The sequence below is a fragment of the Burkholderia sp. Bp9031 genome (assembly GCF_003857965.1).
In the GTDB taxonomy this organism is placed as follows: Bacteria; Pseudomonadota; Gammaproteobacteria; order Burkholderiales; family Burkholderiaceae; genus Burkholderia; species Burkholderia ambifaria_A.
On the sequence record NZ_QTPW01000002.1, the window covers coordinates 226,121 to 238,065 of the forward strand.

Below are 11,945 nucleotides of genomic sequence, written 5' to 3' on the forward strand. Positions count from 1 at the left end.
TCCGCCGCGCCGCCCGAATCATGGACCGCCTGCCCCCGCTGCCCCAGACGCTCGACGAGCAACTGTGCTTTGCGCTCTACGCCACTTCGCATGCGATGACGAAGGCGTACAAGCCGTTGCTCGACAAGCTGTCGCTGACCTATCCCCAATATCTCGCGATGCTCGTGCTGTGGGAGCGCGACGATATCGCGGTGAAGGACATCGCCGCCCGCCTCGACCTCGACCCGGCCACCGTCACGCCACTACTGAAGCGGCTTGAGGCGCTCGGCTACGTCGAGCGCGTGCGCAGCGCGACCGACGAGCGCGTCGTGAACGTGCGCGTGACGGCGGAAGGCCGCACACTGAAGGACAAGGCTCGCTCGGTGCCCGCCGATCTCTTTTGCGCGATGCAGCAAACGCCCGAATTCCTGGTCAGGCTGCGCGCGGATCTCCACCAGTTGCGCGGCGCACTGTCGACCGCCAACGAAGACTGAAGCGCCGCTCGATCGCAAACGGGCGCGGTAGTGTCGGGCTTTTTCTTCAAAATTTCATTTGCACACAAATTATTTGTGTTCTATATTTCGTTCGTGGCCGGCGATACTCCATCCGACCGGACCGCTTTCCTCCCTTTCTTCCGACAGGAGCTGCACGATGAACATTCTGTACAAGACCAGCGCCACGAGCACCGGCGGCCGCGACGGCCGCGCGGTATCCGCCGACCACAAGCTGGAAGTGAAGCTGGCCGCGCCGCGTGAGCTCGGTGGCACGGGCGCGGAAGGCACGAACCCGGAGCAGCTGTTTGCCGCAGGTTACTCGGCCTGTTTCCTGAGTGCGATGAAATTCGTCGCCGGCCAGAACAAGCAAACGCTGCCGGCCGACACGCAAGTCACCGCGGAAGTGGGCATCGGCCCGAACGACGCAGGCGGCTTCGGGCTCGACATCGAACTGCGCGTATCGCTGCCGGGGCTCGACAAGGCCGATGCGCAGGCACTGGTCGACAAGGCGCACCACGTGTGCCCGTACTCGAACGCGACCCGCAACAACGTGCCGGTGCGCCTGACGGTCGTTTGACGCGCCGCGCGGCGCCCGCGCGGCGCCGAATGCAAAAAGGGCGTGTGCGGCTGCTTGCCGCACACGCCCTTTTGCGTGATTCGCCGGACCGGCTGACAAGCCGGCCCGCGCTGCGCTGCTTAACGCGCGCCGAACGAGAACGAACGGTTCATCGCCGCTTCGCGGTCGATCTTGCGCATACGGAATTCGAGATCGTAGATGTCGGTTGCTTCGGACAGGTACGCATCGGCGCGCTCTTTCGCGGCCTTCTCGGCGTTCTTGGTCAGCATCAGGAAGAGGTGGCTCAGCAGGTACATGTTCGATCTCGCTATCTAAGGTTCTTTGACTAGGGTTTTCCCGAATTATAGGGAAAACCCTAGATCTTGGCTAGCATCGATCAGACGGTGCGTCGTTCGGTCGCCACAGTGCGACGATTCTGTTCGAAAAAGGACCAGATCATCGCGCTCGCATCGGGGCCGACCGCCGCATGAAACGGCACCGCCTCGTCGCCGCCCGCCCATGCATGATCGAGCCCTTTGACGTGACAGAGCCGCACCACCGACTCGCCGTCGCGGCGGACGTCGGTGATCCGCGCACCTGCCTCGCGCGTCTCCACGCGCTCGCCGCCGCGCAGTGCGCCGCGGCTGTCCGCGAGCCCGTTCAGGCGCATGAACTGCACCGTCAGCTGGTCCGCATTCTTCGGCGCGACGACATGATCGCCGTCGCCCTGCACGATCAGCGCGGGCATGCCCGGATATGCGCTGGCATCGACCAGCGCATCGACGGCCGCCGCCGGGTTCTGCCGCAGCCCGCGCCGCATCACGTCCATCGCGCTGATGCCGGAATTCGCCTCGCCGAGCGCGGGGCCCGAGTGCAGCGCAACCGCCGCGAAGTGGTCCGGATGGTGCAACGCAAGCAGCGTGGCCAGACCCGCGCCGGCCGACAGCCCGGCGACGTAGACGCGCGATGCGTCGAAGCCGTGCTCGTCGACGAGCGCGTCGACGAGCGACGCGACCGCATCCGCTTCGCCGCGGCCCGCGCGGTCGGTATCCTCATACCAGTGCCAGCAGCCGTGCGCGTGCGCGCGCTGCGACTGCTCCGGATACAGCACCGCGAAGCCGTGCTTGTCGGCCAGCAGGTTCATCCGGGTGCCCTGCGCGAACGCGTCGGCCGATTGCTGGCAGCCGTGCAGCATCACGACGAGCGGCATCGCGCCGCGCCGGCGGCCAGACGGGACATAAAGCCCGTATGCAAGCTGCTGGACGAGGCGGCCAAGCGCGGGCGCCATCGGATGCTCGCCGCGCGTCCACTCGCCGCCTGCCCATGCAGCTGCGCGCGGCCGCACGCGCGACTCGCGCGGCGGCGACGGATCGGTTGCGGCGCTCGACGCCGCAGCCTCGAGCGTATCGCGCGCGATGCGCTGTGCATCGCGCGCCGCGTGTTTGGTCGCCGGGGACAGCATGCGTTTCATGCCGCCCAGCCATACCTTCGTCAGACTTTTGGTCATCGATCGGGCTCGCAATCAGGAAAAATAAGGACACGATGCCGGATGCATCGTTCGACTTTGTGCAATGCACCATAACATTGTTTCTGGGATTTTTCCTGCACGCGGATAGTTCCCCGCGGCGCAAAAACGGGCCTCGATCACACGCGGCGCTATACTGGGGCTTGGCCGCTCGTATCCGTTGTAGTCGTTCTTTCCGGCTCGCGCGTTGATTCAAGCATTCGTCCCGCCTCCGTTCGTTCCCTTCCCGATGTTCGACCTGTCGTCTCACCTGTGGATCACGATCACCGCGTTCGGTGGCGCCGGCCTGACCTTGCCGCTCGCGATCACGATCGCCGTATGGCTGGCGCTCGGCTACTCGTTGCAGCGCGCGGCCGCGTGGCTCGGCGTGCTCGCGGCCGCGATCGGGGTCGTCACGCTCACCAAGATCGCATTTCTCGGCTGGGGCATCGGCATTCGCTCGTGGGACTTCACCGGGTTCAGCGGCCACGCGATGCTGTCGACGTCGGTCTACCCCGTGGCGATCTTCCTCGCGCTGATCCGCACACGCACGCCGGCGCGGATCGCCGGCATCGCGCTCGGGCTGGCGGCCGGCATCGCGGTCGGCGTGTCGCGCGTCGCGCTCGACGCGCATTCGCCGTCCGAATCGATCACCGGCTGCATCGTCGGCGCGATCGCCGCGCTGGCGTTCATCGCCGGCTCGTGGCATGCGGTGCCGCACCGCTGGTCGGTGCCGGCGGTCGTCGCGAGCCTCGCGCTCGTCACCGTCGCGCTGCACGGCATCACGGTGCCGTCGCACCGGTGGGTCACCAAGGTCGCGCTGGAACTGTCGGGGCACGAGCGGCCGTTCGTCCGCGCGCGCTGGAAAACCAACCCGAACTACCGGCCCGCGTCGCAGCCGTCGTCGCTGCGTCGCACCGGATCGTCGCTGCCATTGCTGCACGCGTGACCGGCCGCACGAGCGTCATTCCCGCCGCCTTTCAAGTCTGAAGGTTTCATGCGCGCCATCGCATGAACGGTATGTCGAGCGTTATAACCCGCCCTATATTACGATTACAGTTTTCAACCATTCAAACGACCAGACCATGCGCTCGACCGTCCGCCCGCTTCGCCGCACCCTGCTCCGTCTGTTGCCGCTCGCCACGCTTGCCGCGGGCATCGCGTTCAGTGCGCCGGCTTCCGCCGCGGGCGAACTGGTCGTGTCGGCGGCCGCGAGCCTGACGAACGCGTTCAAGGCCGTCGGCGACGCTTACCAGAAGCAGCATCCGGACACCAAGGTGCTGTTCAACTTCGGCGCGTCGGATGTGCTGATGCAGCAGATCGCCAAGGGCGCGCCGGCCGACGTGTTCGCATCGGCCGACCAGAAGGCGATGGATCGTGCTGTCAGCGAAAAGGTCATCGTGCCCGGCACGCGTCGCGACTTTGCGGCGAATTCGCTCGTGCTGATCGTGCCGGCGGACAGTCATGCTGCCGCGCCGGCGTCGCTGAACGACCTGACGGCGCCCGGCGTGAAGCGCATCGCGTACGGCGACCCGGCATCGGTGCCGGTCGGCCGCTATACCGAAGGCGCGCTGCGCGCGGCAGGCGTGTGGGACGCCGTCAGCGCCAAGGGCGTGCTGGCCGCCAACGTGCGCCAGAGCCTCGACTACGTTGCGCGCGGCGAAGTCGACGCGGGCTTCGTGTTCGGCACCGACGCGGTGATCATGCCGGGCCGCGTGAAGGTCGCGCTGACCGTGCCGACGCAGACGGCCATCACCTATCCGATCGCGGTGGTCAAGGACAGCCGCCATGCCGCGCAGGCGCAGTCGTTCATCGACTTCGTCGCGTCGCCGCAGGGCCAGGCCGTGCTGTCGACGTTCGGCTTCAAGCCCGCGGGCAAGTGAGCACAGCATGATGCAGGACGCCTGGGTACCGCTGCTGTTGTCGCTGAAGGTCGCCGGCTGGGCGACCGCGCTCGACATCGTGCTCGGCGTCGCCGCCGCCTTCGCGCTCGCGCGCTGGCGCTCGCCGATGCGCGATGTGGTCGATTCGCTGCTGACGCTGCCGCTCGTGCTGCCGCCGACGGTGCTCGGCTATTACCTGCTCGTGCTGCTCGGCCGGCGCGGCGTGTTCGGCACGTGGCTCGACAAGCTCGGCATCGAGCTCGTCTTCACGTGGCAGGGCGCGGTCATTGCATCGATGGTCGTCGCGTTCCCGCTGATCCTGAAATCGGCACGCACCGCGTTCGAAAGCGTCGATCCGCATCTCGAACGCGCGGCACGCACGCTCGGGCTCGGCGAAGCCGCGGTGTTCTTCCGTGTGACGCTACCGCTCGCCGCGCGCGGCATCCTGGCCGGCGCGCTGCTGGCATTCGCGCGCGCGCTCGGCGAATTCGGCGCGACGCTGATGATCGCCGGCAACCTGCCCGGCCGCACGCAGACGCTGTCGGTCGCGATCTATGCGGCAGTGCAGGCCGGCGACGACAACACGGCCAACTTCCTCGTGCTGGTGACGTCGATCACCTGCGTGCTCGTGCTGCTCGCGGCCGGCTGGCTCGTGCCGTCGCGCGCCGGGCGGAGCCAGCTGACATGACGCGCCGCTCGCATTCGTATCGTTGCGCCGCCCCGGTCGCGGCGAAACGCCTTCCCGCCGCACGTACGGTTTTCCGCACGTGCGGCGCAGCACGACGGAGGCCCGCATGAGCGTCGCCGTCGATATCCGCAAGACCTACGCGAACGCCGAGCGCCGCTTTACGCTCGACGTGTCGTTCACGGCGACCACGCAGCGCGTCGTGCTGTTCGGGCCATCCGGTGCGGGCAAGAGCATGACGCTGCAGGCGATCGCCGGCTTGCTGTCGCCCGACGAAGGTACGATCACGCTGAACGGCGAGCCGCTGTTCGATTCCGCGCGCGGCATCGACGTGCCGACCCGTGCGCGCCGCGTCGCATACCTGTTCCAGGACTACGCGCTGTTCCCGCACCTGAACGTGCGCCAGAATATCGCGTTCGGGCTCACGCCCGGCCTGCGCAACCCGCGTGCGAAAGCGGTGCCGCCCGAAGTCGCATACTGGCTGCAGGCGTTCGAGCTCGACGCGCTCGCCGGTCAATTCCCGTCACAGTTGTCGGGCGGACAGAAGCAGCGCGTCGCGCTTGCCCGCGCGCTGGTCGCGCAGCCGCACGTCCTGCTGCTCGACGAGCCGTTCGCGGCGCTCGACGGCGCAATGCGCCAGCGCATGCGCCACGAGCTCGCCGAACTGCAGGCGCGGCTCGATATCCCGATGGTGCTCATCTCGCACGATCCCGACGACGTCGCCGCATTCGGCGATCAGGTCGTGCAATTGAACGAAGGACGCGTGCAGGCCGCAGCGCCGCACGCCGAGTGGCCGACGCGCGTCGCCTGAACGCGCAACGGCTGTGGCCCTGGCGGCCACGTTGGAGCCTGAGAGAAGCCGCACCGGCGGCATAAGCTGGAACAAGCTGGAAACGGGATCGAAGCCGGCACCTCGCGCACGTTGGGCGACGCCGGCTTCGCCTCGTCCATCCACGGTCGGCGGCAGAAGCGGCGCGCACCGCCGTCGCGCGCGATCAGCCCGTCACCGCGAGAATCACGCTCGATGCCTTGAACAGCGCGATCGCACGCCGGCCAGCGTCGAGTTGCAGCGCGCCGACACTGTCGTTTGTAACGACGGCCGTGAGCGTCCCGCCGCCGTCGAGCGCCAGCGTCACCTCGCTGTTCACCGCGCCTGCCGCGACGGTTTCGACCGTCCCGTGCAACTGGTTGCGCGCGGACACCTTCAGCGTCGATTCGTCTTCGGCTTCATCGTCGACCGCCAGCACGACCCACGACGCCTTCACGAGCGCACACGCATCCGCGCCCGGCTGCAGGCCGAGCGCGTCGGCGCTTTCGTGCGTGAGCACCGCGACGATCACCTGCCCGCCGGGCAGCACGAGCGTCACCTCGTCGTTCACCGTGCCGCGCACGATCGACTCGACCTTGCCGAACAGCTGGTTGCGCGCACTCGTCTTCATCCCGATCCGGCCGATCAGTGCCCAGTCGACGTCAAAGCCGGACACCGCCGCACTCGCGGCGTCGATGAAGCGGCGATGCTCGCGCTCGATCGTGCGGAACGCAGCGATCAGCGACGTCGCACGCGGCGTCAGCGTCGTGCCGCCGCCGCCCTTGCCGCCCGTCGAACGTGTCACGAGCGGCTCGCCGGCCAGGTTGTTCATCGTATCGATTGCATCCCACGCGGCCTTGTAGCTGAGGCCGACGGCCTTCGCCGCGCGCGTGATCGAGCCGGTTTCGCCGATCGCCGCGAGCAGCGCGATGCGGGTGGCGCCGCCGAGCGTCTGCTCGCCTGCGCGCAGCCACAGTTCGCCGCCCAATTCGAGCGATCCGGCTGAGGAGGAAGGAGGCGACGCGTCGCTCATCGGTGTGTCTGAAGAAAACGGACGGCCATTATAGTGAGCGCGCGCCGCTCAACGCGGCTTGCCGTCGAGCTTCGGCGGGCGCAGGCTCGCGAGCAGCGCCTCGGCGTCGCTCGCCGCGCGTTGCTCGAGCGCCGCACCGTAGCCGCGCACGAAACCGAGCTGGTACGCAGGCGCCGCCAGTTGCTCGAGACGATGCAGCGCGACCATCGTGTCGTTCGCCTCGCCGAGCACGCTCTGCACGCGCGCGAGCGTCTTGACCGTTTCGTTGCGCGTGCGGCGCGAGGCCAGCGACGCGAAGAATTCGAGCGCGTAGCGCAACCGCTTCGCGTCGATCCGCACCTGATGCCGCGCGGCGGTATCCAGCGACGTGAGCGACGGCAATGCATACAGATGACCGAACAGCCGGCGCACGCGCTTGGTCGCGTGACGCCGCAGCGACGGCGTGTCGTCGTCGCCGGCATCCGGCGGCAGCGCGAGCGTGCTCAGCCATTCGAGCCAGCCGAGCGTCAGTCGCGCATAACGCGCCGAATGCAGCGCCTGGCGCAGTTCGATGCGTGCCGCCATGGCCTGCGCGCGTGCCGCGTCGAGCGTGCCGTTCCAGTCGGCGCTGCCACCGTCGGCCGCGATCAGCGCGGGCAGGCTTTCGGTCGAGAACACGTCCCAGTCGCGCACCGTGCCGAGCAGCGCGGCGAGCCAGCGCAGGTCGGCGCCGAAGGCATCTTTCCATCGATCATCGGCAAAGCGCGGAAAGAAGCGCATCAGCGTGCGCAGCCGGCGCAGCGCGACGCGCATCTGGTGCACGAATTCGGGATCGTCGCGATCCAGCACACCGCTCTCGTTGCCGAGCCATTGCGCGGCGATGTCGCCCGACAGCGCGAACAGCGCGGCCCGCTGCGTGCGGATGCCGGTCAGGTCGACGAGTTGCGCCTTGACCGGCCCGGCGACGGCAGGCTCGCCCGCGCACGCGCAATCGATCACACTGCCCAGCTGCACGAACGCGGGCCATGCGCCGCTGAGTTCGCGTGCGGCGGCGAACAGCGCGCGCAGCGCGGCCGAGCGCGCGGCGACGGTTTCCCAGTCGGGTGCCGCGAGGCGCAGCTCGACATGGCGGCGCGGCGGTTCGGTCCCGCCGTACAGCGTGACATCGTCGAGCGTCATCTCGACCACCACGCCGCTGTCGTCCGCCCAGCGCCCGCGCCGCCGCTCGCTCACGAGCCGCAGCGGCGCCGGCTCGGACGATGCGGCGAGCGCCGCTTCGTCGACGGGACCGGGCGTGACGCCCTCTCCCGGCGCCTCTGCCGATTCCGCATCCGCTTGCGTCGCGGCCGCCGGCACGGCCACGTCGATGCCGGCATGCTCGGCGTCGAACAGTTCCCGCTCCACGACGCCGGGCGCGAATGCCCTCGTACGCGATGCGACGACACGCCGCCCCTGCGCGTTCGACTCGATCCACGTCCACCAGCACTCGCCGGGGTTAGGCTCGGCCTCCTCGACCTGGCAAGGCTCGATCGTCACGCGCTCGTGGCCGCGCCGCATCCTCACCTGCGAACAGATCCGCCACGCGCGGACGAGTTCGGCGCCGAAGTCGCGCTGCTCGCCACGAACCCGGCTTCCCGTCTTGACCGGCCAACCTTCCAGCGACAGGGACAACACGATTTCCAGCACACGCGACATGGAGGCTCCCGCACATGAAGAATCGCCGGCGCATCCTTCGCGCCGGCGCCGCCCGTGAAGCAGCTTCCATAGTACACGGCGTAAAAGCGCATGGGCGACGATCCGGCCCTGCCGCGCTGTCGCGCATCAAACGACGCATCAGACGACGTATTGCGCGATGCCGTTGCCGAACGACCAGTCCTCCTTCAGCACTTCGACAAGGCTGATGAATACGTCCTGCTGGCGCACGCCGGGCTGCCGCGCGAGGTTCTCGGCGATGGCCCGGTACAGCGCCTGTTTCTGCTCGAGCGTGCGCGTGTTGTTCGCGGTGATCTGGATCATCACGAGATCGTCGCTGCGTTCGATGTCGAGGTAGTGTCGGCCGAAGACGAAGTTCTCCGCCGAGTGCTCGGTCACGACCATGAAGATGTCGTCCTCGGGCACGTTGAACGTGTGCATCAGCGCGCGATGCACGCCGTCGACGAGCGCCGCGCGGTAGGCGGCCGGTTTGCCTTCGCGCACTGCGATCCGGGTGAATGGCATGGTCCTGCTCCTTTCGATGACGTTGAAAAACGGGAACGCCACGTCAGGTTAGGCGCGCATTACTATAATGAACAGTCATCTATCCATATTTCATTCATTTACGTTGAAAATGAAAGTCCTCGACCTCGATGCGGTGCGCGCGTTCGTGCTGGTGGCCGATCTCGCGAGCTTCACGCGCGCGGCCGATGCGCTCGGCACCACGCAGTCGGCCGTCAGCCTGAAGCTGAAGCGGCTCGAAGCGCACCTCGGCAAGCCGCTGCTCGCGCGCACGCCGCGCGTCGTCAAGCTGGCGGCGGACGGCGAAAACTTCCTGCCGGCCGCCCGCGCGCTGCTCGACGCGCACGACCACGCGCTCGGCGCGATTTCGGCCGGCACGCACCGCCTGTCGCTCGGCGTCAGCGAACACGTCGCGGTACCCGACCTCCCGGCCGTGCTGACGAGCCTGCACCGGCAGGATCCCGGGCTGTCGCTGGAAATGCATCTGGGGATGTCGGCGAACCTGCTCGTGCAATACGACGAACGCCGGCTCGACGCGGCAATCGTGCGGCACGAACCTGGCGAGGATCCGCCGCGCGACGACGGCACGGTGCTGTTTACCGAACCGCTCGCATGGCTCGCCTCGCCCGATTGGGCGCCACGAGCCGGCGAACCGATACCGCTCGCGGTGCTGGCCGGGCCGTGCGGCGTGCGAGCCGCCGCATTGCGCGCGCTCGAGCATGCGGGGCGGCCGTGGCGCGAGCGCTTTACGGGCGGCGGCGTCGCGGCGGTCACGGCGGCGGCCGCGGCCGGGCTTGCGGTCTGTCCGCTGGCCCGGCGCGTCGCGCCGCGCACGCTGGTCGACGTCGGCGTGAAATTCGGCTTGCCGCCGCTGCCGCACTCGCAGGTCGTGCTGTATTCACGCGTGCGCGACGCCCGCGCGGCCGCCGCGCTGCGCAGGTTTTCCGACAGTATTGCAATCTCGGCGTAAACTACGCGGTTTCGCCGTCCGCAATCTCCTGAAGAATTCCGATGAAGCCCGAAGCCCGCCAGCACCTCCGCGCCAACTTGCTGATGCTCGCCGCCGCCGCGATCTGGGGCTCGGCGTTCGTCGCGCAACGGCTGAGCCTCGACGTGATCGGCCCGTTCCTGTTTACGGGGCTGCGCTTCCTGCTCGGCGCACTGGTGCTGATTCCGCTGCTGACGTTCAACGCGGCGTCGCGCGCGCAGTTGGCGGCGATTCGCCGCGAACCGGCATTGCTGGCGCCGGGCCTTGCGCTCGGCGGGCTGCTCGCCGTGTCGATCTCGCTGCAGCAGTTCGGCCTGCAATACACGCGGGTCGCGAACGCGGGCTTCATCAGCTCGCTGTACGTCGTGATCGTGCCGCTGATGGGCGTGTTCGTCCGCCACCGGATCGGCGCCGGCACGTGGTTCGGTGCGCTGCTCGCGGCGATCGGCCTGTACTTCCTCAGCATCGACGAACATTTCTCGGTGCTCTACGGCGACTGGTTCCAGCTCGCGGGCGCGGTCGTCATCGCCGCGCACGTGATGGCCGTCGGCCATTTCGCGAAGCGGCACGATCCGCTCGTGCTCGCATTCCTGCAGTTCGTCACGTGCGGCACGCTGTGTCTCGCAGCAGGCCTCGTGATCGAGCCGGTCAGCGTCGCGACGCTGAAGAGCGCGCTGCCGACGCTGCTGTACGGCGGGCTGCTGTCGGTCGGTGTCGGCTATACGCTGCAGGTCGTCGCGCAGCGCGATGCGGCGCCCGCACACGCGGCCGTGATCTTCAGCATGGAAGGCGTGTTCGCGGCAATCGCCGGCTGGGCCGCGCTCGGCGAGACGCTGACGCTGCGCGCGCTGGTCGGCTGCGCACTGATGCTGGCCGGCCTGCTCGCCTGCCAGTTGCTGCCGAACGGCGACGCCCGGAAAAAGGACGAGGACGCGCTGCCGGCGTGACGCGCGCGATCCCTATAATGGGGGTTCGCGTGTTTTTCATGCCAACCGCTTCCGACAGGCCAGCTCCGTGACGTCCCTTTCCGTCGATCCCGCCGCCGACCTGCTGCGCGAACGCGCAGCGCACTATGCCGCCGAGGCCGCGCTGTTCCTGCGCGACCAGGCGCTTTCCACCGCATCGCACGACCTGCGCAGCCCGCTGAACGCAATGCACAGCTGGGCGTACGTGCTCGAGCGCCAGCTCGCCAGCGCCGACCCGAACCTGCAACGCGCACTCGCGGGCATCCGCACCGGGATCGACCAGCAGGTCGCGCTGATCGACGACGTACTCGATGCGCCGCGTGCGGAAACGCGCACGCTCGCGATCAGCGCGCAGCCGTTCGCGCTGCGCCCGCTGCTCGACGATACGCTCGCCCTGGTGCGCTTCGCGCTCGCCGACGCGCGGCAGGTGAGCATCGATGCGACGCTGCCCGACGGCGAGCCATCACTGACCGCCGATCGCGAACGCGTCGCGCAGGCGCTTTGGACGATGCTGACGACGGCCGTCGAAGCCAGCGCCGCCGGCAGCCTCGTGACGTTCGCGTGCACGCACGACGGCGCGCGGTGCGTCGCGCATGTCACGTGCGCCGTCAGCGCCGATGCGCTCGCCGATCCGGCGCTGCCGCACGCGTTCGAATCGTTCGCACGCCGCGAGATGCTGCGCCCGCACGACGCGAAGCGCGTCGCCTGGACGCTCGCGCTGTGCCAGCGTGTCGCGCTGGCGCACGCCGGCACCTTCACGCACGCCCCGTTCGCCGACGGCGCCGCCGTCACCCTCTCGCTCTCCGTCCCCTGCGAGGCGCCGGTGTAAGCAATCGGCCGCGCCTGACACATTACAT

At 68.5% G+C, this 11,945-nt stretch carries 14 protein-coding genes; 9 read left to right on the forward strand and 5 right to left on the reverse strand.

What is annotated here, in order from left to right; genetic code table 11:
• The first annotated feature begins 20 nt into the window (after nt 1-20).
• Both DIE15_RS04185 and DIE15_RS04190 read left to right on the forward strand, forming a co-directional pair.
• Nucleotides 21-473, forward strand: coding sequence for a MarR family winged helix-turn-helix transcriptional regulator (locus DIE15_RS04185; protein WP_057924038.1), 453 nt, complete (start codon nt 21-23; stop codon nt 471-473).
• A gap of 157 nt (nt 474-630) precedes the next feature.
• Complete coding sequence (locus DIE15_RS04190) at nt 631-1,050, forward strand: organic hydroperoxide resistance protein (RefSeq protein WP_048988685.1); 420 nt, start codon at nt 631-633, stop codon at nt 1,048-1,050.
• A 119-nt stretch (nt 1,051-1,169) separates the two neighbouring features.
• Here the strand turns inward: DIE15_RS04190 and DIE15_RS04195 are convergent, their stop codons facing one another.
• Nucleotides 1,170-1,346: a DUF3563 family protein gene (locus tag DIE15_RS04195; protein WP_071290495.1), complete on the reverse strand. Its 177-nt coding sequence runs from the start codon at nt 1,344-1,346 to the stop codon at nt 1,170-1,172.
• A gap of 80 nt (nt 1,347-1,426) precedes the next feature.
• The gene (locus DIE15_RS04200; protein ID WP_124832460.1) at nt 1,427-2,536 is read right to left on the reverse strand and encodes a PHB depolymerase family esterase; all 1,110 of its coding nucleotides are present in this window, start codon (nt 2,534-2,536) and stop codon (nt 1,427-1,429) included.
• Nucleotides 2,537-2,783: 247 nt separating this feature from the next.
• Between DIE15_RS04200 and DIE15_RS04205 the strand changes: the two genes are divergently transcribed.
• The 4 genes from DIE15_RS04205 (at nt 2,784) to DIE15_RS04220 (ending at nt 5,912) form a co-directional block, all read left to right on the forward strand.
• Nucleotides 2,784-3,482, forward strand: coding sequence for a phosphatase PAP2 family protein (locus DIE15_RS04205; protein ID WP_124832461.1), 699 nt, complete (start codon nt 2,784-2,786; stop codon nt 3,480-3,482).
• A gap of 136 nt (nt 3,483-3,618) precedes the next feature.
• Nucleotides 3,619-4,416 (forward strand): molybdate ABC transporter substrate-binding protein, encoded by a 798-nt coding sequence (gene modA / locus DIE15_RS04210; RefSeq protein WP_124832462.1) that lies wholly within the window; start codon nt 3,619-3,621, stop codon nt 4,414-4,416.
• Nucleotides 4,417-4,426: 10 nt separating this feature from the next.
• Complete coding sequence (gene modB, locus DIE15_RS04215) at nt 4,427-5,104, forward strand: molybdate ABC transporter permease subunit (RefSeq protein WP_057924158.1); 678 nt, start codon at nt 4,427-4,429, stop codon at nt 5,102-5,104.
• A 106-nt stretch (nt 5,105-5,210) separates the two neighbouring features.
• Nucleotides 5,211-5,912 carry an ATP-binding cassette domain-containing protein gene (locus DIE15_RS04220; RefSeq protein WP_057924159.1) on the forward strand — a complete coding sequence of 234 codons (702 nt, stop codon included), beginning with the start codon at nt 5,211-5,213 and terminating at the stop codon, nt 5,910-5,912.
• Nucleotides 5,913-6,096: 184 nt separating this feature from the next.
• On the opposite strand, the gene DIE15_RS04225 is transcribed toward DIE15_RS04220, so the two are convergent.
• From DIE15_RS04225 to DIE15_RS04235, 3 genes are all read right to left on the reverse strand, one after another.
• Nucleotides 6,097-6,942, reverse strand: coding sequence for a TOBE domain-containing protein (locus DIE15_RS04225; protein ID WP_057924042.1), 846 nt, complete (start codon nt 6,940-6,942; stop codon nt 6,097-6,099).
• A gap of 48 nt (nt 6,943-6,990) precedes the next feature.
• Nucleotides 6,991-8,616 carry a CHAD domain-containing protein gene (locus DIE15_RS04230; RefSeq protein WP_057924043.1) on the reverse strand — a complete coding sequence of 542 codons (1,626 nt, stop codon included), beginning with the start codon at nt 8,614-8,616 and terminating at the stop codon, nt 6,991-6,993.
• Between the two features lie 138 nt (nt 8,617-8,754).
• Nucleotides 8,755-9,138, reverse strand: a complete 384-nt coding sequence (locus tag DIE15_RS04235; protein ID WP_124832463.1) for a tautomerase family protein — start codon at nt 9,136-9,138, stop codon at nt 8,755-8,757.
• 109 nt (nt 9,139-9,247) lie between these two features.
• Between DIE15_RS04235 and DIE15_RS04240 the strand changes: the two genes are divergently transcribed.
• From DIE15_RS04240 to DIE15_RS04250, 3 genes are all read left to right on the forward strand, one after another.
• A complete protein-coding gene (locus DIE15_RS04240) occupies nt 9,248-10,105 on the forward strand; it encodes a LysR family transcriptional regulator (RefSeq protein WP_124832464.1) in 858 nt (285 codons plus the stop codon).
• Between the two features lie 41 nt (nt 10,106-10,146).
• Complete coding sequence (locus tag DIE15_RS04245; protein ID WP_124832465.1) at nt 10,147-11,070, forward strand: DMT family transporter; 924 nt, start codon at nt 10,147-10,149, stop codon at nt 11,068-11,070.
• Between the two features lie 67 nt (nt 11,071-11,137).
• Nucleotides 11,138-11,917: a sensor histidine kinase KdpD gene (locus DIE15_RS04250; protein WP_124832466.1), complete on the forward strand. Its 780-nt coding sequence runs from the start codon at nt 11,138-11,140 to the stop codon at nt 11,915-11,917.
• The last annotated feature ends 28 nt before the right edge of the window (nt 11,918-11,945 follow it).

Coding starts and splice junctions, on each gene's coding strand:
- DIE15_RS04185 (WP_057924038.1), top strand. CDS start 21: ATGGACCGCCTGCCCCCGCTGCCCCAGACGCTCGACGAGCAACTGTGC.
- DIE15_RS04190 (WP_048988685.1), top strand. CDS start 631: ATGAACATTCTGTACAAGACCAGCGCCACGAGCACCGGCGGCCGCGAC.
- DIE15_RS04195 (WP_071290495.1), bottom strand. CDS start 1,346: ATGTACCTGCTGAGCCACCTCTTCCTGATGCTGACCAAGAACGCCGAG.
- DIE15_RS04200 (WP_124832460.1), bottom strand. CDS start 2,536: ATGACCAAAAGTCTGACGAAGGTATGGCTGGGCGGCATGAAACGCATG.
- DIE15_RS04205 (WP_124832461.1), top strand. CDS start 2,784: ATGTTCGACCTGTCGTCTCACCTGTGGATCACGATCACCGCGTTCGGT.
- modA (WP_124832462.1), top strand. CDS start 3,619: ATGCGCTCGACCGTCCGCCCGCTTCGCCGCACCCTGCTCCGTCTGTTG.
- modB (WP_057924158.1), top strand. CDS start 4,427: ATGCAGGACGCCTGGGTACCGCTGCTGTTGTCGCTGAAGGTCGCCGGC.
- DIE15_RS04220 (WP_057924159.1), top strand. CDS start 5,211: ATGAGCGTCGCCGTCGATATCCGCAAGACCTACGCGAACGCCGAGCGC.
- DIE15_RS04225 (WP_057924042.1), bottom strand. CDS start 6,942: ATGAGCGACGCGTCGCCTCCTTCCTCCTCAGCCGGATCGCTCGAATTG.
- DIE15_RS04230 (WP_057924043.1), bottom strand. CDS start 8,616: ATGTCGCGTGTGCTGGAAATCGTGTTGTCCCTGTCGCTGGAAGGTTGG.
- DIE15_RS04235 (WP_124832463.1), bottom strand. CDS start 9,138: ATGCCATTCACCCGGATCGCAGTGCGCGAAGGCAAACCGGCCGCCTAC.
- DIE15_RS04240 (WP_124832464.1), top strand. CDS start 9,248: ATGAAAGTCCTCGACCTCGATGCGGTGCGCGCGTTCGTGCTGGTGGCC.
- DIE15_RS04245 (WP_124832465.1), top strand. CDS start 10,147: ATGAAGCCCGAAGCCCGCCAGCACCTCCGCGCCAACTTGCTGATGCTC.